General features: G+C 61.8%; 22 protein-coding genes and 1 pseudogene. 4 read left to right on the top strand and 19 right to left on the bottom strand.

The window, feature by feature from the left end:
• Positions 1 to 365 precede the first annotated feature (365 nt).
• Positions 366 to 674 carry a hypothetical protein gene (locus K307_RS00275; protein ID WP_042875589.1) on the top strand — a complete coding sequence of 103 codons (309 nt, stop codon included), beginning with the start codon at positions 366 to 368 and terminating at the stop codon, positions 672 to 674.
• Positions 675 to 677: 3 nt separating this feature from the next.
• The gene (locus K307_RS47180; protein ID WP_155301004.1) at positions 678 to 848 is read left to right on the top strand and encodes a hypothetical protein; all 171 of its coding nucleotides are present in this window, start codon (positions 678 to 680) and stop codon (positions 846 to 848) included.
• On the opposite strand, the gene K307_RS00270 is transcribed toward K307_RS47180, so the two are convergent.
• Genes K307_RS00270 through istA form a run of 3 tightly spaced genes read right to left on the bottom strand, consistent with a single transcriptional unit; the run spans position 845 to position 3,304 of the window.
• Positions 845 to 1,051, bottom strand: coding sequence for a hypothetical protein (locus K307_RS00270; protein ID WP_039014846.1), 207 nt, complete (start codon positions 1,049 to 1,051; stop codon positions 845 to 847). The genes K307_RS47180 and K307_RS00270 overlap by 4 nt on opposite strands.
• Positions 1,048 to 1,815, bottom strand: coding sequence for an IS21-like element helper ATPase IstB (istB, locus tag K307_RS00265; RefSeq protein ID WP_042875586.1), 768 nt, complete (start codon positions 1,813 to 1,815; stop codon positions 1,048 to 1,050). Before istB ends, K307_RS00270 begins: the two co-directional genes overlap by 4 nt.
• Positions 1,802 to 3,304, bottom strand: a complete 1,503-nt coding sequence (istA, locus tag K307_RS00260; RefSeq protein WP_042875585.1) for an IS21 family transposase — start codon at positions 3,302 to 3,304, stop codon at positions 1,802 to 1,804. Before istA ends, istB begins: the two co-directional genes overlap by 14 nt.
• 845 nt (positions 3,305 to 4,149) lie before the next feature.
• Here istA and K307_RS00255 point away from each other — a divergent pair.
• Positions 4,150 to 4,734, top strand: a pseudogene (locus tag K307_RS00255) (SOS response-associated peptidase); the annotation flags it as partial.
• A 113-nt stretch (positions 4,735 to 4,847) separates the two neighbouring features.
• On the opposite strand, the gene K307_RS00250 reads toward K307_RS00255, so the two are convergent.
• The 16 genes from K307_RS00250 to K307_RS00175 all read right to left on the bottom strand — a co-directional run bounded on the left by K307_RS00250 (position 4,848) and on the right by K307_RS00175 (position 19,627).
• Positions 4,848 to 5,435 carry a hypothetical protein gene (locus K307_RS00250; protein ID WP_042875583.1) on the bottom strand — a complete coding sequence of 196 codons (588 nt, stop codon included), beginning with the start codon at positions 5,433 to 5,435 and terminating at the stop codon, positions 4,848 to 4,850.
• Positions 5,432 to 6,385, bottom strand: a complete 954-nt coding sequence (locus K307_RS00245) for a nucleotidyl transferase AbiEii/AbiGii toxin family protein (protein ID WP_042875580.1) — start codon at positions 6,383 to 6,385, stop codon at positions 5,432 to 5,434. The genes K307_RS00250 and K307_RS00245 overlap by 4 nt, the downstream gene beginning before the upstream one ends.
• Before the next feature lie 277 nt (positions 6,386 to 6,662).
• Positions 6,663 to 9,779: a hypothetical protein gene (locus K307_RS00240; RefSeq protein WP_155301003.1), complete on the bottom strand. Its 3,117-nt coding sequence runs from the start codon at positions 9,777 to 9,779 to the stop codon at positions 6,663 to 6,665.
• Positions 9,780 to 9,804: 25 nt separating this feature from the next.
• Positions 9,805 to 10,152, bottom strand: coding sequence for a hypothetical protein (locus K307_RS00235; RefSeq protein WP_042875577.1), 348 nt, complete (start codon positions 10,150 to 10,152; stop codon positions 9,805 to 9,807).
• A 1-nt stretch (position 10,153) separates the two neighbouring features.
• On the bottom strand, positions 10,154 to 11,458 hold the full coding sequence (locus K307_RS00230; RefSeq protein WP_042875576.1) for a hypothetical protein: 1,305 nt from the start codon (positions 11,456 to 11,458) through the stop codon (positions 10,154 to 10,156).
• Positions 11,455 to 12,159: a hypothetical protein gene (locus K307_RS00225; protein ID WP_155301002.1), complete on the bottom strand. Its 705-nt coding sequence runs from the start codon at positions 12,157 to 12,159 to the stop codon at positions 11,455 to 11,457. Before K307_RS00225 ends, K307_RS00230 begins: the two co-directional genes overlap by 4 nt.
• Before the next feature lie 131 nt (positions 12,160 to 12,290).
• On the bottom strand, positions 12,291 to 12,695 hold the full coding sequence (locus tag K307_RS00220; protein ID WP_042875573.1) for a DUF6750 family protein: 405 nt from the start codon (positions 12,693 to 12,695) through the stop codon (positions 12,291 to 12,293).
• A gap of 93 nt (positions 12,696 to 12,788) precedes the next feature.
• On the bottom strand, positions 12,789 to 13,313 hold the full coding sequence (locus tag K307_RS00215; protein WP_042875570.1) for a hypothetical protein: 525 nt from the start codon (positions 13,311 to 13,313) through the stop codon (positions 12,789 to 12,791).
• 16 nt (positions 13,314 to 13,329) lie between these two features.
• On the bottom strand, positions 13,330 to 14,403 hold the full coding sequence (locus K307_RS00210) for a hypothetical protein (protein WP_155301001.1): 1,074 nt from the start codon (positions 14,401 to 14,403) through the stop codon (positions 13,330 to 13,332).
• Positions 14,404 to 14,461: 58 nt separating this feature from the next.
• Positions 14,462 to 15,700 (bottom strand): DotG/IcmE/VirB10 family protein, encoded by a 1,239-nt coding sequence (locus tag K307_RS00205; protein ID WP_042875567.1) that lies wholly within the window; start codon positions 15,698 to 15,700, stop codon positions 14,462 to 14,464.
• On the bottom strand, positions 15,697 to 16,806 hold the full coding sequence (locus K307_RS00200) for a DotH/IcmK family type IV secretion protein (RefSeq protein WP_080744787.1): 1,110 nt from the start codon (positions 16,804 to 16,806) through the stop codon (positions 15,697 to 15,699). The genes K307_RS00205 and K307_RS00200 overlap by 4 nt, the downstream gene beginning before the upstream one ends.
• A gap of 18 nt (positions 16,807 to 16,824) precedes the next feature.
• Positions 16,825 to 17,412, bottom strand: coding sequence for a hypothetical protein (locus K307_RS00195; protein ID WP_042875564.1), 588 nt, complete (start codon positions 17,410 to 17,412; stop codon positions 16,825 to 16,827).
• A gap of 88 nt (positions 17,413 to 17,500) precedes the next feature.
• Positions 17,501 to 18,193 (bottom strand): DotI/IcmL family type IV secretion protein, encoded by a 693-nt coding sequence (locus K307_RS00190; RefSeq protein ID WP_042875561.1) that lies wholly within the window; start codon positions 18,191 to 18,193, stop codon positions 17,501 to 17,503.
• 14 nt (positions 18,194 to 18,207) lie between these two features.
• Entirely contained in the window at positions 18,208 to 18,504 is a 297-nt protein-coding gene (locus tag K307_RS00185; RefSeq protein ID WP_042875560.1) for a hypothetical protein, read from the bottom strand.
• Positions 18,501 to 19,043: a hypothetical protein gene (locus K307_RS00180; RefSeq protein ID WP_042875558.1), complete on the bottom strand. Its 543-nt coding sequence runs from the start codon at positions 19,041 to 19,043 to the stop codon at positions 18,501 to 18,503. Before K307_RS00180 ends, K307_RS00185 begins: the two co-directional genes overlap by 4 nt.
• Positions 19,040 to 19,627, bottom strand: coding sequence for a hypothetical protein (locus K307_RS00175; protein WP_155301000.1), 588 nt, complete (start codon positions 19,625 to 19,627; stop codon positions 19,040 to 19,042). The genes K307_RS00180 and K307_RS00175 overlap by 4 nt, the downstream gene beginning before the upstream one ends.
• Before the next feature lie 516 nt (positions 19,628 to 20,143).
• On the opposite strand from K307_RS00175, the gene K307_RS00170 reads away from it, so the two are divergent.
• Positions 20,144 to 20,758 carry a hypothetical protein gene (locus K307_RS00170; RefSeq protein ID WP_155300999.1) on the top strand — a complete coding sequence of 205 codons (615 nt, stop codon included), beginning with the start codon at positions 20,144 to 20,146 and terminating at the stop codon, positions 20,756 to 20,758.
• Positions 20,759 to 20,957 lie beyond the last annotated feature (199 nt).

Below are 20,957 nucleotides of genomic sequence, written 5' to 3'. Positions count from 1 at the left end.
ACTGCTGAACCTCAAGGCGAATGCAGAACGCCTTGGCCGAGCGGAGATCCTCGAAGCAGTGCACCAGCGGCTGCGCATCGTCTCACCCAAGCTCTACCAACGCGTGGTCGGGCCGCTGCATGTCCGTATTCGGGACAAACAGTTCCAGTGTTACTGCAACAATCCGAAAAGCCTTAATGCCATAAGCAAAGATATCCTCGCCGGTGAGGTCCCGCCACATGCCCTCCCCTGCGACGCGTGCTGGCAAGAGGACCTGGCCACAACGTGGGGCTACTTCGGATGGGCGATCAAAGTGATACCGAAACAGGACTGTGACCTACTTTGCGATCGGCGCGCACACATGAAGTTCGTGGACTAGCTGTGACATGAGCTATTGGCAATGGCAAGCGGAAGACGCGCTGGAACATGCATTTCGGAAGCTTCCCGAGGCGAGACCATACTTCTTTAACAAAGGGTTGCAAGACGAGTATGCTCAACTGTCAGTCGTGCTTAACAAGTGCGCTCACTCGCTTTCTACTGGATCACAACCGCCTTGGCACGAAATTGCAGCTTACCGCACGGTTCTCCGCATGCTAGACATGAGCCCCGGCAGGGATCCGCTACTTGATATCGTCGACGACATGGTGGCGAGCTTCGAAGATGCCGGGATCTCTATATACCGCGTGAAGGAGTAGAGCATGTGCAACAACTACATTCCCGTCCAGGCCCAGCTGCTGCGCGACGTCTATGGCGTAGAGCCTCCTGCTGTTGACGGCGGTGTAAAAGCGACAGTAAATGGCGGCGTATGGTTGGGTAAGCAAGGGGCCGCGTACGGCCCCTTGCAGTTTGGGAGGGACGGTGCTGGTTAGAACGGATCGTCGAGGCCTTTCTCGGGGGGCGAGCGCTGCTCACTCAGCAGGTCATGCAGCGCGAGCTGGTAGTGCGCGCAGATCCGCTCGCGTAGATCGTCGATGAGTTCGACGACGGCGAGGGCCTGTTCTGGGGACCAGTTGTCTGGGATCAGGAAGTCCAGGCCGTTGGTGATTCCTGAAGGCAGGTGCAGATGCGTCATGATGGCTTTTTCTCCGCCCGGGCCACGTTGCGTTTCTTTGCTCGCTGATCGGCCCGCTCACGCGCTTCCTTGACGCGATACGACTCGCCCTCGATCGCGATGACTTCGGCACGATGCACCAGTCGGTCAACCAGCGAGACGACGCAGGCGGCGTTCGGGAACACCTCAGACCATTCGGCGAATGGTCTGTTTGTTGTAACCACCGTGCTGGTGGCGCCATATCGGCGACTGATGAGCTCGAACAGCAGATCGGCATGTCGGTTCGAGTACGACAGGTAGCCGACCTCGTCGATGACCAGCACGTCCGGCGAGGCATAGCGGTGCAGGCGTCGACGCAAGGCCGAATCGCTGTCGAGGGCGGCCAGCTCGCCGAGCATCTGGCCGGCGGTGGTGAACAGCGCCGTGTGCCCTTGGACGAGCGCCTGATAGGCCAGATTCAGCGCCAGGGTCGATTTGCCGACGCCGTTCGGGCCGATCAGCACGACGTTGGCCGCGTCCTTGACGAACTCCAGCGACATCAATTCTTCGACGGCGGCCCGGTCGCAGCGCGTCGGCCAGGCCCAGTCGAAGTCGCACAAGGGCTTGAAGTTGCCCAGGCGGGCATCCCGGATGCGTCGCTCCAGCGAGCGGCGCGAGCGCTCCTCTTCTTCCCATTGCAGCAGCGGCGCCACCCAACCGGCGTCGGCGACCTCCGGCCAGTGCGCCAGTAGCCCATGCAGGCGCAAGGCGTTTGCACGGCTTTGCAGGTTCTCAGGCGTGTTCATTGGCATCTCCCGTGATCTGATCGTAGATGTCGAGGCGGTGGGGTATCACCAGCTTGTCCTTGTGCCGGACGTGTTCAGGTAGATGGATGCCCACGGGCGGCGGTGCCTGGCGCGCCTCGCGCCGGCGCTCCAGCGCCAGGCGCACCGGATTCTGGTGAGGCGCGGCATCGCTGGCGAGGATTTCCTCGATCGCCGCTTGCAGTTCCGCGGCGCCATAACGGTCGAGCAGGCGCAGCAGGTGGGTAGTGATGTTGCCCAGATTGCCGCCCCGTTCCGCCGCGCGCAGCAGCAGCGCCTGGCTGGCCGGCGCCGCCCGCGCCAGATGATCAAGTCCGCGATGGTGGCGGGCTTCGCGTTTGCGTTCGACCAAGGCGTTGATGTGCGCGGCGATCTCGATCTGCTCGCCGCGATCGTAGCTGCGCTCATGCGTGGCGAGCAGTTCCGCGCCATCGAGAATGCGTACCTGCCGGGGACTGGCCCGCACCGTGAGCGTTCGTCGCACATGGGTATGCGGAATCGTGTAGTCATTCAGGTCGAAGCGCACGTACGGTGTCTTGCCGACCTTGACGGTCAGTTGCAGTTCACACGGATAGGGATTCTCCGGCAAGGCGAGCAGGCTGGGCTGCTCGCGGGAGAACGCCTCGCGTACGCTGATCGTCGGTTCTTCCCGGCAGGGGCGATCGGCCGCAAGTCCCGCGCACCAGTGGGCGGCCTGGGCATTGAGTTCGTCGAGATCGGTCACGGTGCGTCCGGCGAAGAAGCTCTCGCGCACATAGCGGATGGCCCGCTCGACGCGCCCCTTCTCGTTGCCCCGGGCGACGGCGACCGGCCTAGGCTCGTAGCGATGATGCGCTGCGAACGCGAGCAGCGTCGGATGGAAACGGATCGCATCGCCCTGGCGCTCCAGGACCGCGCTCTTCAGGTTGTCGTAAAGCAGGACCCTGGGCAGGCCCGACCAGGCTTTGAAGGCGCCGGCATGGCCGGCCAGGAAGCTGTCCATGCGCGCATCGAGGAAGAAGCGCAGATAGATCTGCCGCGACCACGACAGCACCATCACGAAGGCCATTAGCGGCCTGCGTGCGCGGCCGATCTGCAGGTGGCCGAAGTGACCCCAGTCGACCTGCCCTTGTTCGCCGGCCAAGGTACGCAGACGCAGATAGGCTTCGGGCAGTGGGCGCGGCCGGTGCAGCGCAATCATGTGCCGGAAGTGATGCGGGCTACCGCGGTAGCCGCGCTCGGTCACCATCGCATACAGGCGGCTGGCCGTGAGCGACGGGAACTTCTTCAACGTCTCATGGATGAATGGCAGGTAGACGTCGATCTGCGAGGGCCGCTGCACGCTACCAATCCTGGGCAGACCGGCCTGCGCCAGCACGCGCTGAACGGTGTCGCGGTGCACATGCAACTGGCGCGCGATGGTGCCGGCGCGCCATTTCTCGACGTGGTAGTAACGCAGAATCTGAGCTTCAAGTTCTACTCCAATGGTCATGGGTCGTGTCCTGTGCGGTCAGTCGTACGAACATCACGGAAGACCCGACGACGCAGTGGTCCGAGGCGGACAAAGCCCGAATATGCGCAACGGCAGAAGTGGCAATGTTCAGGCACAGGTGTTGAGGCGCCAGCGGGCGCCGGTGCTCTGGCCGGCATCGTCAAGGTCAGCGGCAGTAGAGCATCGGCGACCTGCGTGGCGGAACCCTGATGCGTCACTTTCTTTTGACGACTTCGATATCGGCGCATCCGTTCTGCATGCGCAAGACGACCGCGGCGACTGCGCTGGTAGCGCTGGGCGGCCTCGCGCAGGCTGGCGCGGCGCGCTGCCTGCGAGCAGCCGCCATTGCAGTAGATCTGGCCGCGGTCGCAGCGGCGGCAAACAATGACCTGCGCCCGGCAATGGGCGCACACACAGAGACGGCCCGTGGCCGGCATCGGCAATCCCCATTCATGCCGAAACGGCCTCGACGGGATTGGCGTGCCATGCCATACTGGCCCGGCACGCGCGCCCTTGGCACGAGTGGGGCACGACATCGGGATGAACTTGGCGGTTTGGATCGGTGTCGTGCCTGTTTCTTTTCGGCGGTAAAGTCGATCTTTTTACCGCATCCCACCTGCGACGTCACCACCTTGCGGAATTCCCGTCACCGGGCGCGTCTGCACTCGCCCTACGGGCTCGTTCCGACGCGCCCGGTGACAACCTTCAATATCAAATCAGAAGACCTCGGGACGTCCTGCAATACAGGAGTTGCTCCGCATCTTTAAGCCGCGCCGCCGTTTAGTGCCGGTTTTAGACAGCCGTTCACACCTGCGGAGTCATACCCGCCGGAGACCTGGCCCGACTATATGGCCCCGATCGTGCGGCTCGATGCCGCCGGCGAGAAGCGGGCCGTACTGGGCAATTTTGGCATGATGCCGAAGTCCCGGATTCCACCCGGTGTCAAACCCTTTGACACGACGAATGCCCGATCGGAGACTGTTGGGGAAAAGAGAACATTCTCGGCAGCCTGGAAAAATGGGCAGCTCTGCCTGGCCCCAGCGTCCGCGCTATTCGAACCCAACTACGAGTCCGGGCCAAAGTCGGTGCGGTACCGGATCTGGGCGCGTGACCAAGAGAACTTTGCTATCGCCGGCCTGTGGCGTGACTGGCCGGACGGCTTCACATCCTGGACCATGCTTACGGTGAACGCCGAAAACCACCCGCTGATGCGCCGCATGCACGCCCCAGGGAAGGAGAAGCGATCGGTGGTGATCCTGCATCGCGATCAGTGGGACAACTGGTTGAGCTGCAGCGACCCAGAAGTCGCGCGCACCTTCCTCAATCTATACCCCGCCGATCTGATGGACACCGAGCCCGCCCCCAGAGCTTCGCGAAAGTCGAAGCCACAGCAAGCCTCCGATCAGGCAACGCCAGACCTTCCGTTCTGAAACGCGAGGCAGCGCCAGAACGGTTGGCAGGCACGGCGCGGCACAAGTATCAAGCCCGCCCTGCGGGACGCGAGTGATGATGATCGCCGATAGGCGAGACTAACCCATCGCCGTCAGCAAGGCCTTTGATCACGCTTCAACGTCACCGCATGCTGCTCGTCGTGCTCCGCGACCTTCTCCAGCAGATCTGCCGGGACATCGAACTCATCAAGGTCATCCGCATTGGGGCACCACATCTTGCCAGCGTGCTCGAGGCAGTCGAGCAACGCATTCTCCGGGGTGAGCGCCGGCAGCCCGTATACAGGCTCACCCCAGGGGGAGAACTTTCGATACCACCGCATTGACCGCTTGAACACTTCCACACCTTCCATAGAGGGGTGGCTGCCATCGTTCAAGACAGCGATGGCTACAGACTGCGGGATCTGCGTGATCCACCCGTAACGATGCAGGACAGTTGGACCGATGACGACGGCAGATGGGTATGCCATCTTGATAGCGTGCGCGCGATTTTCTTCCCAGTTCGGATGTGTGACCAGGTTGTAGTAGAGCCCCAGGCGGGGCCCGGCGGCATGCACCATGCCCTGCTCTTTCCATCGCGCAACAGTTGCCTTTACGGCAGCGTGGTCCTTGTCGAGCAGTACCGAGATGTCGCGCAGCGAAAACACCGCCGGCATTTTGCGCAGCGTCCTAAACGAGTTCACGGCTTCTCCGGGGAGGTCCGGACGGGTTTGTCCTCCGGCGCGTTCTCGATCAGGATCGTGACCGCTCGCGAGCAATGGAGCTTGGTGACATCCACCATCTCCTGCACGGTCTGTGGCCACATTGCATTCCACATCGCCGGGGCGATCCAAGGTTTCAGCCCCACTTCCATGCTGGCCATCAACTCCTCGTTCGGCTTCTCCACCAAGTCCTGCAGACCCGTGATCGCGTCAAAGGCTGTCTGATTGTAGAGCGCCGCGGTGTTGTCCATCCAAGCAAGGAACTCCGGCACGTCGCCAAACACCTTGTCAGCATTGAATGCCTGCCCCGTTTCAGCAGACCCATCGCGCAGTTGCGTGGTGAGGAACCAGACGTCGAACACATCCCTTGGCTTCAGTCGCCCCCTGTGCGCGATGGCATTGAGCTTGTCAAAAAGGATCTGCTTAGGTGTCGCAACATTGAAGATGGGACGGACCGTCGTATAAAGAGTCGCGCCTCCGCTCGGGGCTAGAGTCCGGTGTACACCTTCGTAATGCGCTGCCTTGTCAGGTGGCACCTGCCAGAACTCGGTCTTCACCTTCACCTTGCCGACCACGTCGGGCAGGGTGATACCAATCTGGAACATGGCGAGCTGCTTGCCCTTTCCGCTCTTGTCGGCCAAGTCGACCTTGGCACCTGGATAGAAGGGAACAATTGCGTGCTGGACCTCGCGGGCGACGAGGTGCATTGCTTCGGACAGCTGCTCGGGCCTGACGTTGCCGGCGATGAAGTCCAGATCCTCCGAGAAACGAGGGGAGGCCCAAGCCAAGGCTAGAGACGTCCCCCCCTGGAACGTAAGGGAATGGCGATCGAAGTCCGCGCTCTGCGACAGAGCGTTCAGGGTCAAGAAGTGCGCCAGGCTGGCCACTTCGCGTTCTGTCTGTGGATCAAGGGCCTTACGGGACGGTGCCATTCAAGTGTCTCTTTTCCGACATCCCCCGGGGGAGTTCGCCCGGGTAACGTTTAGCTCACCACTTTCTGGCGAATTATAAGGCACTCCCGGAAATCTACCAAACAAGATACGGTTTACCGGAACTTATCCGCCACTTTCTCGGGGACGCCAGTCAACTTTCAAGCATGAAAGCGGTTCAATCTCAGAAAATTAGGGTCACACATCCGGCTTACATGGATCAGAGGCTGCGCGCCTTCGAAGTAAATTGGCCACTACGATACGGTATTACGTGTCCTATTTAGTCTTCCGCAAGGGCCTCTCGACAGCACGCCTTCTCGCTCAACAGGCGGTCGACCATCTTGCGCGCCACGGTGGCTACGATGCCGTTCTCGTCCGCCTGCTCGTCGGCTCGCATGTTCATCCGGGCCTCCTGGATTGCATGTCGGGCAGTCCCCGAGGGAAACGCCTTTGCCAGCTCTACAAGCCCACGCCAGGAATCGCCACCGAGCCTTTCAACCACAGCCCGTCGAACACCGACGTCCAGCGCCGATGAATTAAAAGCCCACCGCTCCAGACTGGAGGCGCTGTTATAGAGCAGCTGCGAGACGTCACCTCGCTCGGCGGTCTTGAAGAGGCCAAAGAGCGGAGCACCCTTCTCGGTCGGGCCCAGGCAGTCGTTGGTGATGATCCGACGCTCGGATTCGCTCAGACCAAAGACCTTGGCCACCTCATGGGAAGCCTCCTCCGAGCCCACACCTAGGATGAAAAAGTTAGTAGCGTTGTCGCGCAGCGGCTTCGGAAAGTCCTGCAACATTTGTGACGACAGTAAAGGAACCACGTTGTACTTGCGGCCGACCCGGAAGTCCTCGACGACGAGCGACATGACTGCCTCCTTCCCAGACGCCATGTGGAACTCGTCGTATTCCAGGAACTTCAATGTCTCCCACATGATCTTGACCCGTCGCGCTTGGTAGGCCTTGTACCGCTCGGGCATCAGCGGGTCGACTTCCTCCCACTTGAGGAAGTAGTTCTTCGCGCCGAGCTGCCGTGCGAACAGGATCATCATCTCCGCGCGCCGCTTGCTCTCCTCGGAGACCGACGAGGCGACCACCTCTTCCAGGTCAATGGCCACGATACGTGCGTCACCCAGGTCGAAACGCGTAGTGGTCGAGAAAAGCGCATACTCGCGCATCGCCGTGGAGATCGATCGGGTGAATACGTCGGTGATCAGTTCACCTGACTTTGCAGGCGTCTTGGCGTAAAGGTCCTGTACCGATTTCATCCGGGCCGCGGCCACGAGCGACTCGAGAGTGGGGACGGCAAACCGCTGGGCGGTGGTAGCTGCGTGGACCTCGCCCAAATCAAAGAGCTTGTCGACGACCTCCCAAACTCGCGGGAGGCGATTCTCGTCAATTGAGAACCCAGCAGCGACGAGGCGTTCTGAGATCTCCGGGTCGAGCGCATACTGCCAGCGCTTCGCGTTGATGCTCGAGCGGTCGACGTCGCCGTATGCAGCATCAATGACAGCACCCACATACCGACTGCCCTCTTCGCCCATGCCTGGGCAGATGGCAAGCACCATCGCGATCTGGAAATCCCGCTCACGCTCGGTTGGCCGTTCCGCCCCGAGCTGGGTGTCAAACATGTTGATGGCGAAATCCGGCGTGTTGCGCAGGCGGATTGACACTGCCTGGTGGCGTTTGCTTGCAGGAAGCATCGCACGGAGAGTCTCTACCAGGGCAGCCGAGGACATGCCATTGTCGATAATGGTCATGTACGGCAGCTCGGACAAACCCGGCGAGAAGGCCAGGCCGGCGTTGATGACGTTCATGAGGAACGATTTGCCGCGTCCGGGCGGCGCAAAGATCAGCGTGCCCCAGAAAGCCTGGATTGTGGTCCCAAACCCAACCGGATAGGGCTTGCCCTCGCGTGTGCGCAACAGAAGCTGCCCCTCTGTCCACGGAGAAGCAGGTCGGAACACCGGCAGCATGCGCGCAAAGGTCCCGATCGGACCGGGCAGGAAAGGAGCCGGGCTTCCGCGTCCCAGGCCAGGAGCGGCTGCCACATGCAGCGAAGTCGGATCTCCAGACTCGTTGCTCGCAGTTGAGCCACCCCAGTTCTGGATGTCCATTTTCACCTTGGCCAGCTGGTCGCAGGTTTCCTCCTTGCTGCGCGCCCAGGTCGAGCAGACAACCCGGATTGCCGCGATGTACATGCCGCGGTCCCGCATCGCTTTGAGCGAGTTCCAGGCATCTCGCAGCGCCCGATTGTGGGTGCCAAACCCACCGAAGAATCCGGCGAACATCTGGTCGAGCTTCTTGAACTCCAGGCCATTGGGGCTGATCTCGAACGACAAGGCAACTGGAAACTCCTTGCCGATCCGCTCCATCAGGGTCGAGAAGCTGGGTGCGGGATCGTCATGCGGACACACGTCCATTTTGATGGCGCCATACCAGAATCCCGCCCTGCGGCAGAGTTCAAAGTCATCATAGACCTCGGTGGTCGGCTCGCTGAAAAGCTGGCGCGCCAACGGTGCCGGCATGGCATGGGCAATATCCCCCTTGCGCTGAAGTGCCGACGCGGTCGGTGCCCTGAATCCGAAGAGATCCGGCCGCCAACTGCCAGGCAGGTCGCTGCCGTTGACATAGCGCCCCAAGGCGGCGCCGGCCTCCGCGCAGTCAAGCTTGTCGATCATCAGGCCCAGGCCTGCCTCCTGGTTCTCGAAGTTGTGCTGCAAACTCTTGAGCATGGCGTCGTGCCGCGCCTCGAGCAGCCCGGCGACTGGAACAACGGACTGAGAGAAGTCGGCGTTGCCGCCACCGACGGCATTTGCCTTCGCCGCGGCCGAGACCTGGTCAGCAGCGGCAACTGTGGCGCGCTCAGCCTCCTTTTGCGCGAGGCCACCTCGCAAGGTAAAGGCGGCCATTAAGATGGTCTCATCGCTCGCCACGGTGCTGAGCAGTTGGATTCGCTGCCTAAACCATTCCCGGGCATGGTCGCCTGCACCGAGCCGGGATGCCGTATTGATAGATGAGTTGAGCGCCTCAGTGATCACCCGCTTCGTCCCATGCGTGGCTGAGAGGTAACCAAACGCGACACTGTGCTGGCGCCCAGTTCCATCGCCAAGAATCGTACGGAGCTGGTGCCCAAGGCGATCGGCGAGCCTGTCAAAGTCGTCCGGACCGATATGTCGCTTGGCGCCCCGGATGCGAAAGTAGGACACCAGGTCGCCGGTCGACGTGATGAAGGTGTTCGGGCCAACAGGTGAGATCAGGGCAACCCGCGACTGGATATCTCCGCCGAGGAAGAAGCCGGAAAGGTAATACAGGGAGCGCTCCAGGGCGCCTTTGTTCACGATCGCCAGTGCCATGATGGCCAATACGACCACAGCGATCACAATGTAGGTAGAAATCATGTCGAGAATTCGGTATCGGTCTATCTCAGGCGCCAGTCTCACGCGTGCGGTCTGCAGACGGCGGCTGCACCTGGTTCATCGTCGGGATCAAGGGGGCGGCTTGGCCCGCCGCGACATCGACCTGCAGCTGTTCGGCGAAGATCGCCATCAGGGCGCGTGTGCCCTCTCGCCGTTTGTCGCTCTGCGCGTACTTCTGGTAGAGCATGGTTGCACGCACCGCCGACTGCCTCGCCCCGTCCATTGCGAGATCGTCAAGTTCCACGATCATTTGCAGCCCACCACGGTCCAGCAAAGGCATGAACGCGGCATCCGGCCCGGAGAAAGGCTCGAAGAAGTCCGGATATCGGCCTGTCGTAATCAGTTCGTTTTCCATGTCAACTCCCACCTTCCACACCATAGCTTTCCGACGTCGTCACGGTACCCCAACCGCCCTCTCCTTCTTCGCAAGGCGAGACTCCAGGCACCAGCGATTCAATTGCGGGATACATAAACCCAAGGTCACGCTTGAACTTCAATAGAGCCTGGAGCTGGTCCTCACGGACGCGTAGGCCAATCTCTCCGTCGCCGTAGCGCCTGACGAGGAACCCGGCTGCATGAGCGCGACAGGCGACCCCAAACATGAATCCCCGGTCATAGGCCCGCAGCCATGCGCCGGTGGCCGACGCAAACCGCCCTTTACTCCCTTGATAGCACTCGGCGGATAGGACGGCATCCAGATGTGCTTTACCCACCAGACCAGCGGAGTAAGACATGGTCAGTTGGGAGCGAACCGCGAGGGGTACCGGCATCTGCAATGGTGCCGCCAAGAGAGAGTAGCCTCTCTCATTTATCAGCGCAGCGTGAACATGTGCGCGGCAGAGTGGTCCCAGCCAGTCCAGCTCCGGCCCACACGCCCAGAGGCGGAGTTGTTGCTTCCTCTTCCCCGTCTGGCCGAATGCAGCAAGTGCGACCACATCCGGCGCCGTTTCACTCCAGTCGATAGCAAGGTTCACAAGTGTTGGCGCCCTGTCAATTCGCTGACCTTGCCCGACCTCTACCCAGTCCGCCCCTGCCGGAACTAGTTGAGCCAGTAGTTGCCTGGCATACGCCAGGCGGTTGAACCGCAACGTCACCGGTACTAGCCTCTCGAGCGGCTCGAACGGCCAATTCGGAGCGGAGCGATCCTGGCAGGCGTGGCCGAGTCGGCTGCCAATCGAGTCGCCTGATGCCTTGTGCGGTGGCTCCATGCGCATCGCCATGGCAATATTTTCGAAGAGAGTCTCGCCACCTAAAGGCGCCGCACCGCCATCCAAGTCCCAGCCGTACACCCTCGACGCGACGACCACCGCCCTGGACATGATTGTCGCGATTGCCACTCCCTCTTGCGCGTTTAGTGGGTAGCCGCGGGAATAGGCCAGTCCAAGATCGTAGGCAATGTCCGAGATGCTGGCGCCAAAATAGTCGCTTGCCCGCAGCCCAGGATGGGTACGAGAGATACCCCGATCGGGCACGTTCGCCACCCAGATCATGTCCGAGCGAAGGTCGTTCATCGACCGGATCCGCTGCGGCAATGCATCAGGGAGATATGCGGTTCCCGCACCACGCTCCTGCGGGTCGTCGAAGATCACCAGACCACAAGCAGTTGTCCTTTGGATCGGCGCATGGATTGCCAGCGACGGCCTTGCCGCAAGCGCCATCATAGGTTCTCCTTCTCGCCGACGGCGTGCGTATCGAGCTTAATCAGTGTCCGTGAGGACAGCTCCGTCCAGCTGGATACGGGAAGGCCGCTATGCTCTCCCTGGAGCTTGCTTCCGATGGCGGTGAGCAAGTGCTCGTGGAATGCCAGGCGCAGGTCCTCCACCGCCTCGCCCCGATGCGCGTACTCCCCATCGGAAAGCGCCAGCATGGCAGCGTGGAAGTCCCGCGGGGAAGCGGACCCCCAACTGGCCTTGGCGAATACAGTGGCTTCGTTGACTACCTGCAGGACTTTCAAGGCCTGATCTCGCTCGCGCTGGTCGTTAAGCGCACACGCGATCGCTCGATAGAGATGGTTGAGGTCGCCGGCAGAAATGCCACCCTCGGCTACTGATGGCACGCGCATTAGGCGGGTCTGCGGGGCAATCTTCTCCCCCTGCGACCGCGCCGCTGGTGTGCGTTCGCCCACATGCTGGTATGGGTGACAGAGCGCGCAAACCCCGGCCAGATTGCGTGCGCTGATATCGTCGTGATTTCCGTTGAGGTGAAGTGCCTCGGTCGTGGACTTGCTGCGAAATCCACACACCGTGCAGGTGAAGTTTTCCGCTGCGATCGCTTTATCCTCCGCGAGCGCAATTGCAGCGTCAGGGCTCTTGGCGCCTGCCGTTTGTAGTCGACGCTTGATGCCGACAAGTAGAGCGTTCACGAGCTCCTCCGTACGCATGAGAGAGATCGAAGGGGTGCCGGGTGCCTAACACCCTGCCCGGCCAGGTTGGGAGGGGTCGAGCTCGATGATTGGGGCATCGAACTCCCAGGTAGGCTCTGGTAACTCTGTCCTTAGAAGCTCTGCTGACGACCGATGTCGCTGGAGCTACCGCCCGTGGTCTCAACCAGCATCGTGATCACGAACCAGATCACAATCAGACCTGCACCGCCGCCGAGGGAGAACAGGATTTGGCTGATCTTCACGTTCTCCCGTTCATTGCTCCTGTCCTTGATCAGCTTAAGGCCGTACAGGACGCCGGCCACGCCCATCACCATCGCAATGTTCACCAGCGTGGTCACAGACGCCTTGGCTGTGGAGTCGATGTTGCCGAGCATGCCCGTAATACCACCAGCGGCGTACGCCGCCTTCGACGCATTCACGCCCATCAGCGCCACAGTCACCCGGGCGAACGCACCTTTCCATGCCGACCAGGTCTTGGCACCCAGGCGGCTCGCTTTGTGTTTGATACCTTTCATGTTTTTCCCCTATTAATCACCAAAGATTTCCATCCGGACGCGGCGGACTTTCCCACCCAAGATGCGAAGCGACGTTGGGTACACCACTTCGGCTTAACCTCCGAACCAGCTGCCAGCCAGACCTCCAATGTTGATGAGACAGGCCCCGCCAAGCACATGCCAGAACCCGCGCCAACCAAGGTCCCTGCCGCCGGCCGACGCACCCTCACTGAGAGAGTTCCAAAGCAGTAGTCCACGAAACACAGCAGCCCACCCAAGCGCTGCCAACCAGTAGACCGCGACGCTCACCACAAACATGAGGGTTTCGTTGCCGGCAACTTGACTGGGCATATACGAGAGCGCCTCGCGCGGATCCGATATGCCAGTGCCGAACAACAACTCGACGGCATTGCCCGCCACCGTGGCAAGCTGAGCGAGTAGCGCTGCGATCAGGAAATTGATAGCTACCGGACCGATCGTTGGCTGTCCTTGACGATGGCCCTTGCTAGCCGCGACGAGCTTGCGCAGGCCGCTGAAAGCGATCCACGTCGCGCCGAGAACGCACGCCCCCGACGTCAGTAGCGAAACGAGCGCCTTGCAGAACGCGATCGACCCTTCCAGGAAGGCCTGCCAATCCATCGTCTTGTCCCTCGGCTCACTTCACGCTGATCTTGCCGCCGTCCGCCAGGTAGACGGTCGTGCCGGCCAAGCGCGAAACCTTCACGCCATCGATCTCCGAGCCAACGGTCACCACGACCAGACCCTTGCCATTGGTAACCCACGCCTTCTCGGCCTTGCCCGTAGCCGGGTAAGTCGCCACCGTCCGATAGCCGCTCCAGCTCGACGGGTGCTCCGCCTCTGCCTTCGCCGCGCCGGTGCCTCCCGGCTTGCCGCGTACGACATCGGCTTCGTACGCAAGCTTGGTCTGTTGTTTCGCTTTATACGCATGCGCCGCAGTTTGTTTGCGCGTGCTTTGATCTGTCGAAGTCGGCGCGGCCTGGCCCCTCGACTCCAGAGCAGCTACCCGCTCGGTGAGGGCTGTAATCTTGCCCTTGAGCTCAGCGTTCGCCGCCTCGAGTGCAGAATCCCTGGCTTTTAGGTCGCTCAAGCCCGAGGCATCCGTCGACGGTGAAGCTACGACCGCCGGTTGCGCTGCCGCCGGCGCCGGGCCCGGCGCGATGGCGCTAGCAGGAGCCGGGCTCAAGTCGGACTTCGCTACGACCATCGTGTCTGCAGCCGGCTGGATGTCGGGCTGCGGCGCCGCTTGCTGGGCAATGATAGGAGCGGCCGGCGCCGGTTGCCGCGGCGACTGACTTGCAGGTTGAGCCTTCACCACCGGCTCCGGCACGTACTCCTCTGCAGCCTGGTTCGAACGGCTCATCTTTATCGCCAGCCCAGAGCCAACGACGCCCACCAGGGCGACCGCCACGCCGGCGATCAATACATTTGCGGTGCGCTTCTTCTTTGCCTTCTCGGCCTCCGAACCTCCCGGGCTCGCGGGAGCCGCAGCTGCGGCACCTCCGGCATTGTCAGCGGGCGACTGCGCGTTGGCCGCAACCGCCTCGCTTTCCCAATTCGGGTCCGAGGCCCAGGGGTCGTGGGATGGCGTGGCTGCAGTAGCCTGTGAAGCAGCAGCAGCTGCAGCGGCCGGTTCCCGGTGTGTCGCCGGGTCGTGAGAAGGCAGCGGGTCATCCCACCCAGTTGATTCAATCGTCATGCCAGAAGACATTCAATCTCTCCACTATCAATTGCTGGTGAATCAGCGAGGCCTACTGGCCGTGATCCTGTCAGTCGGCTGCCATCACGGGTTGCCGGAAAAGCACACCGATCGCCGTCCGCGTGTCAAGCGTTCCCCGATTCGGGCGATTCGCATATCGCTGAGTCTCCCGCTCTGCAAGCTGCATGCTCTTCTCGATCCCCTTGCCGATACCCTGGTCCATCGCCTGGCTGGCGGATGGCGCTGGCTGCTGGACCACAGCATTGCCATTGACCGTCGTCCCGCCCACCACCACGGTGCTCGGAATATAGGTTGTCGGCGTCGTACCGCGCGCCGTGAAATACGTGGACGCGCCCGCAAGGCCAGCGACCAGCACGGGCATCACAAACCGCGAAAATGGCCGGTGATCGATGTCGGCATTCAGTGCATCCGAGGCGGTTTGCTCGTTAAGCAGTACAGCATCGACCTTGTAGGACTTACCCTTCCAGTTCATCGATGTCATGTGCGCGCTGACGTCCTCGCCCTGCGCAGATAGCACAGCCTCCCCGGTTAAGAACGCACCATCAAGTTTACCACCAACAATATACGCCGAAATATATTTGGTTCTGTCTGTGTCGACAGGCGAAGCCAGTTGGCCTGGGAAAATCTCCAGGCCTGCAACGATCTGTGTGCCCTTCGCTGTGGGTGTTGCCCCGGCGGCGCTCCCGGCTTCAGCAACGGCCGCTGCTGTAGTCGTCTTCTCAACCGTCGTGATGGCTACCGCCACGCCCTTGGCTGGCGCCATCGAACTGACGATTGCGGCGAGCTGGCGCTCCAAGCCCTTGTGGATATGCTCCAGCTCCGCTTGACGGGTGTCGCCGGAAACCCCGGGGCTAGCTTGTCCGGTCACCTGAGCGGCACGCGCACCATACTGCTGATAGGACGACGAGCCAGGACCTTGTCCTTGGCCTTGGCCCGGATCGGGATTCCGGCCTCCGACCAGCTCTTTGGGCCCCAGGTCGGCGGTATCGCCAAGATACATTCGGCCTTCCCGACGAGCGGCCTGCGCCTCGTTGTGCTGAACGTACGCGATCCGCTCCTTCATCGCGGGGCTCAGGTCCTCGACATCCCTGTTGCGCTGGGAACTGGCGGGTGCTGCAATCTGGCGCAGGTCGGCGGTTGACTCTGGCTTTTGCTGCGACTTGTTGGCCACCATGGCTACGGCCGTCACCAGGATAACGCCGCCGAGGATCGTGCCGCCGATGATCAGCAGATTTCGTTTGGCGCCAGCATCCAGCGGGCGCCGCGTCTTCTCTTTAGTATCGGTCATTGCTCTTTTGCACTCATTTTCATGACACCTGCCTTATCGCCACCACCGACACCGGGAGTCAGCCCCTTGATATGGACAGCACGGATCTGGCCGTCCACCGAGACGCGAAGTACTGGCACAGCGGGCAGCTCATAGACCGTCGTGCCGTCAGATGACGGCAGAACCTGGTAGGGGCCGGGAGAGGCCACCATGGCTTGAGTGCGTAGGATCAGCCGCCCACTGGGGTCCTGCCACGCCAACCCAAGAGGCAGATCCTGGACTTCGAGACGCCGGGCCCCATCCGGGGTCTGGCCGTAGAGGTAATTCTCCAGGCCACGCTCCGCAATTCCCACGCGCCCAAGGCCGCCCGCGAGCCGTGCCGGGGCGTCAGGCGAGCGACCGGGGATGATAAAGTCGGCGCGGTAGTCAATCTCGCTCTGGCTGGGAACCACGGTGAACGTGAGCGGCGTCGCCAGCCCCTTGAGCAGGACAGTCACGGATCCAGAAGCGTGGTCCGAGTTGCTCTCGACCGTCACCACGTGCGGGCCCAGCTGGGTAACCGTCATGGCCTGCTCATAGAAATTGCGCGCCTTCTCGATGGGCCAGGGATTTCCCGACGAGTCGAGAAAGCTGACCGTTGCACCCTGGCCGCGGAAGATCCGCACAACCGGGGGCGTCGCGCCTGGAGAAAGGTCGACCACAAAGCGCGAGGCGATCGGCTTCGCCGTGTTCTTTGCCGGCGCGGACGCGGCGCCGGAGCGCTTGTAAAGCTCCTCGATGAGTGCTCGAGTCGTGGCAGCATCCATCGGCGCAGTTTGATCCAGCGCTTCCTTCTTCAGGTCAAGCTTCGGAGACGGAAGGGGCTGCGCGCTCACAACATTGGAAGTTTGGCCGCCGCTGCCGCCAGCCTTTTGTTGCGCGTCCATAGTTTGGACGCCAGCGGCTGGCGGGGTTGCCTGGTTGGGCTGCGTTGCCGGTTGAGTGTTCGTTGCCGCGGGTGGCGCCGCTGGGCCTTGCGCCTGCAGCGCTGCGGCATTGCCAGCCGCCAGCGCCAGAACTGCGGCTACGGCCGCGTAGACACGCGGATACTTCATGGGGGTGATACCCGTGCCTTGCTTACTGGTCATCTTGTCATCCCGCGTATGTCACTCGAAGAGAGCACCGCCGCTGTCCTGAATTCGCATACGCATCAGTACCCACGCAGTGACGACGCCCAAGGCGAACTGCGTCGGGGCGGTTTCCATCGCGTCCAGCAACCACGAGCGTGGGCCCGCCTGGACGCCGATTGCGATCTTTTCGAGATATTCCCCATGTTCCTGATCGAGTTGATCGAAGAGCGTCGCGCCTTGCGTTGCAGCATGCCGGCCAACCTCCAGGAGGGGGCCGGTGAGGTCCGGTCCCAGTTCGAGCTGCACGTACTCGCGGGTGATGGCTGGCATGCGCTTGATCATAGGCTTGCCCTCACCTGTGTGAAACAGCAGCATGCCGTGTACCAGACCGACAGCAAGATCGGACGGCGCTGAGACTTGCACCCGTTCCAAGTCGCGCTGCGTCCTTGCAACCCTGATCTGCAGTCCGCCGACCGAGCGCAGCCACGTCGAGTGCGCCTCGTCGGCAAACGAACTCTGCAAGCGTCCGATTGCCTCTGTTGCCCCAACCTCGTCCCTTAGTCTTTCAATGTCGCCGACGAAATAGTCGACGTCCCGCCCGATGCCCTTTTCCAGCAACCGCACCGTACTTCTCCAATTGGCTTATTGTTCTTCTTCGCAGCGCCGTACCCAATATGGCCCTGCACCCTTGTCTCCCCGGCCTCTTAAGGCGCTATCGCTTCTGATATGGCGCTAGCTGCATCGAGTCGATTGCGACTCCTCGGGTGTTTTCTTCTAGCGGTACGCGCACCACCCGCACTGTGGCCAGCCGCTGCAATGGCGCGAACGATCCTGATTGACCGTTGTAATAAAGGGTGACCGGCGCCTGCACATCCCACGTAACCCGTCCGCCGGCGAGGTACGGCCCACGCGCAACCGTGGCGGGCTCGGTCACGGACGCCATGACCAAGCGTCGCTCACGCAGATCCTTGAAGAACGGATCGATTGCCGCGGCGTAGGCCTTTCCACCCGGCTCCGTGTAGCACGGCATGGCGTCATTGAAGGTTCGCCTGTAGTTCACGAAGTCATGCGAAAAGGAACGCCGCACACACTCGTCGACGGTCGAGAGCATGCGAGTTTCTGTGACAAATGCTTGATCCAACGGCACCGTCTTGATCACTGCCCCGGTATCACTAATTGCCACGACGTCGGTGCGGCCTTTCATCAGCCGGATAAGCAATGCGCCATCGATCAACAGCAACGTCAAGGCGATCGCCACCGTGATGATTAGAGCCGTCAGAAGCTTGCCGATGTACGCGGCGTCGCTGGTACCGTTCTCGCCCGGTCGCCCGATGACGACCGCGAGGGCCGACTCTGCGGCGGCGAGCGCGGGATTTTTACGGGGCGCGAAACTGGAGGGTTGCATCGTCAACTACTCTTTCACTTCAGCCTATCGGCGTTCTTTTCTACCCAGGCGCGATTCGCTTCCCGAACTGGCCCGGTGTACACCGGCTTTGCGCCGGGGTTGTTGCAGCTCAGTATGTCCATGGGCACTACCCAACCGGTACCGGAAAGGCCGACCAAGCGGGAACATTGAGCGCCAATGGTCAGAAGCAGCGCGACGTGCGCCACGAGCAGCACGGCGATCACGATCAGCGTGACCCGGATAGAGCGAGCCAGAATTGGCGCGATCCATTGTTGGGCCTCCGCTCGCGAAAGTGTGACTTCGGTGTTCATTGCACCTGGTTCCCCGGCAAGGAAACCGCATGGGTTGGCTTGGGCCCTACCCGCGCGGCGTCCGTGAGACCCAAGACAGGCGGAGGCGTGAGCTTGCGGACGTCAACATCGGCGCGCGCGGCTTCGTACGCGGCCTCGAATCGCTTCGTATATCGTTCAAACTCAAACCCGTTGCTTGGGTCAGGGATTTCCTTGCAAACGGTCGCCCAGCCGCCGAGGATCGCCATGGCGACTTGCGGGTTGTCCAGGTTGGGGCTGCGGTATGGACCATGCCTCTTCACAGCTTGGACAACGTGACCTAGCGCCAGCCGCGGGGACACAGCGCTAGCACTGCCCGCGGCCCGCCAGACACTGTTTGGCCGGGGAGCAAACTCGGACGATCGCACGTGCGCGCGCAGCGCATCGACGATGGAGTCGTTATCAAACTTGCTGAAGACTTCCAGTTCCCAGATCAGGGTCTCGCTGTCGGTCGGATGGTGCTTGTACATACCATTGACCGCAGCCCAGAACTGGCGGGCATCGACTTGAGTCGCGTTCATACTGTGGCCGGAGAAATTCGGGTAATGGCCTCGCGGACACGGCGCAGGCTCTCGATGCTGGTGTGCTCTGCCGCTTCTCCCGTGCGACGCCCGAGGGCAAACCTCACTGCTTGCCTCGGATGAGCGCTCGCCGCGGCCGCCTGGTGTGGCACCAGTTGGGAATACGAGATGCCGTTTCGCACCGAGGTGCGGAACTGCGCCGACCAGTCGGCCGCCTGCATTCCGCGTCCGCGGACAAAGTCCTCGAAGCGGGACCAAATGTCGTCGAACTGCTCGGGAGCAAAGCCATTGCTGGTCAGATAAGCACACAGTTCGCCAGTCAGGCCGGCGCCTTCAGGCAGCGAGCGCTTGGCTGGCGCGCGGCGAAAGGACGACGCACGCGAAGAAAGTGAGGTTGCCTGGCCCTCGTCGGCCTGCCTTGCGATCAGCGGGGCTGGGGAAGGAAGATCTTCGACGATGAGCGAGTCGCCAAAGAGGTCGGGTGCTTGCATCGCCACCGTGAGCGAGTCCTCTAGTTGGCGGATCGCATTGTGGTAAGCGCTCGCGAGGCGCTCGGCCAGAGCTGCCATCGGTGGGAACGTCATGCGGTCACCTTTCACGATCCACCCACCCGTAAGGACAGCTTGGTACCGCTGCACCTCGTCTACGGTGAGGCGGGAGTACTGCGCAAGCGCAATGGGGTCGAGCGGGAGAGTCCCGGCGGGACTAACGCTCCAGGCTGCGGTGAGGAGATTGATCGAGCCGCGCACGACGCGCGGATCATCGTGAGCGAATGCCGGGAGGCTCGCAAGCCAATGCGGCTCGATGGGAACCCGCGCCCCATCATCGCAGTCCTTCCCTGACCAGTTCGACCACTCATCTCAACCTCCCCAAGAAGACCCTTACGTCAGATGCTCCCGGGTAGGAAGCAGAGTTGCGCGGGTCAGTGGCATGCTGATATATTTGGTAGCACACCATTAGTGCGCAATATATCACTAGCAAAACCCGAGTGCAACCTTTCGGACACGAGAGACCTGATGACGACTTCCTTTCGATTTCCCTCTCAGTTCGCCGGCACAAAGTCGGCCGCTACCGGGTGGATGCCAAATCCGGAAACGACAATGACGACGCCGAGCCCTGTGCCTAGCCATGGGGCGGGCAAGGAGATGACCGGCGCGTTTTCGCCTGCTCCGTGTGGAATGCTCACCGTGATCGGCATCCCAACTGAAGTCTCGGACTCCCAGCCGGCGATCCGCTTCGGCACGCTCGCGGTCACCATCACCCCCGAGGATCTCAGTCAGATCCGGGGGGCGCTTGCCGGCGCGCCCGACGGCGCGGTGTTTGCCGTGTCGGCCGCGCTCTGCGGCGCCCAATGGAAAGCGCTGAGCTGCGTGCCAACGGTCGCCGCTCACCTTCCTGGCTCACCGGCGGCAGAGGCCCAAAGGCGCAACGCCTCCGAGTCACCTCCGTGCACCCAAACCACCACGCTATACGCTCGCCAACACTTGGCCCAGGACGAGCTGACTGGCCGCGGTGCCGGTAGACACAGCGGCCAATCGGCTCCGCGATTCACGACCAGAAATCCGATTGCCAAGTCAGCGGCGGCATCGGCTGCCGCCACATCTTCGTCAGTCTCGTTTGCCCGGCCTGCGTCTCAAATGGATCGCGCCCCTATGCCACAGACCCAGCTTGGCGAGATCGAGGACCTCGACAAGATTCAGGACATTCCCTATTGAGACTGCACGTCATATCGGCAGGCGATCACGGCGACTTAAGTGATGTTTAAGGAAGATTTATGAATTTCTTTCCGAGTTGAAACCATAGTGGTCGCATCTGACGCCATCTTCGACCCGCTGATGACGGTGAGACTGTCGAGCCCACTGCTCGCATTGCGAGCAATGGCCGGTCGGCGCCTTCCGCTGACGCGCTTACCGC

Origin of the sequence: Cupriavidus necator A5-1, assembly GCF_000744095.1 — a bacterium.
GTDB lineage: Bacteria > Pseudomonadota > Gammaproteobacteria > Burkholderiales > Burkholderiaceae > Cupriavidus > Cupriavidus necator_A.
The sequence above is the reverse complement of the archived record's forward strand: the minus strand, read 5'-3'. Positions and strand labels throughout refer to the sequence as shown.

Coding starts and splice junctions, on each gene's coding strand:
- K307_RS00185 (WP_042875560.1), bottom strand. CDS start 18,504: ATGAACACCGAAGTCACACTTTCGCGAGCGGAGGCCCAACAATGGATC.
- K307_RS00175 (WP_155301000.1), bottom strand. CDS start 19,627: ATGACGTTCCCACCGATGGCAGCTCTGGCCGAGCGCCTCGCGAGCGCT.
- K307_RS00220 (WP_042875573.1), bottom strand. CDS start 12,695: ATGAAAGGTATCAAACACAAAGCGAGCCGCCTGGGTGCCAAGACCTGG.
- K307_RS00275 (WP_042875589.1), top strand. CDS start 366: ATGAGCTATTGGCAATGGCAAGCGGAAGACGCGCTGGAACATGCATTT.
- K307_RS00270 (WP_039014846.1), bottom strand. CDS start 1,051: ATGACGCATCTGCACCTGCCTTCAGGAATCACCAACGGCCTGGACTTC.
- K307_RS00205 (WP_042875567.1), bottom strand. CDS start 15,700: ATGACCGATACTAAAGAGAAGACGCGGCGCCCGCTGGATGCTGGCGCC.
- K307_RS00235 (WP_042875577.1), bottom strand. CDS start 10,152: ATGGAAAACGAACTGATTACGACAGGCCGATATCCGGACTTCTTCGAG.
- K307_RS00240 (WP_155301003.1), bottom strand. CDS start 9,779: ATGATTTCTACCTACATTGTGATCGCTGTGGTCGTATTGGCCATCATG.
- K307_RS00245 (WP_042875580.1), bottom strand. CDS start 6,385: ATGGCACCGTCCCGTAAGGCCCTTGATCCACAGACAGAACGCGAAGTG.
- K307_RS00215 (WP_042875570.1), bottom strand. CDS start 13,313: ATGGATTGGCAGGCCTTCCTGGAAGGGTCGATCGCGTTCTGCAAGGCG.
- K307_RS00210 (WP_155301001.1), bottom strand. CDS start 14,403: ATGTCTTCTGGCATGACGATTGAATCAACTGGGTGGGATGACCCGCTG.
- K307_RS00180 (WP_042875558.1), bottom strand. CDS start 19,043: ATGAACGCGACTCAAGTCGATGCCCGCCAGTTCTGGGCTGCGGTCAAT.
- K307_RS00190 (WP_042875561.1), bottom strand. CDS start 18,193: ATGCAACCCTCCAGTTTCGCGCCCCGTAAAAATCCCGCGCTCGCCGCC.
- K307_RS00230 (WP_042875576.1), bottom strand. CDS start 11,458: ATGATGGCGCTTGCGGCAAGGCCGTCGCTGGCAATCCATGCGCCGATC.
- istB (WP_042875586.1), bottom strand. CDS start 1,815: ATGAACACGCCTGAGAACCTGCAAAGCCGTGCAAACGCCTTGCGCCTG.
- K307_RS47180 (WP_155301004.1), top strand. CDS start 678: ATGTGCAACAACTACATTCCCGTCCAGGCCCAGCTGCTGCGCGACGTC.
- K307_RS00170 (WP_155300999.1), top strand. CDS start 20,144: ATGACGACGCCGAGCCCTGTGCCTAGCCATGGGGCGGGCAAGGAGATG.
- K307_RS00200 (WP_080744787.1), bottom strand. CDS start 16,806: ATGACCAGTAAGCAAGGCACGGGTATCACCCCCATGAAGTATCCGCGT.
- istA (WP_042875585.1), bottom strand. CDS start 3,304: ATGACCATTGGAGTAGAACTTGAAGCTCAGATTCTGCGTTACTACCAC.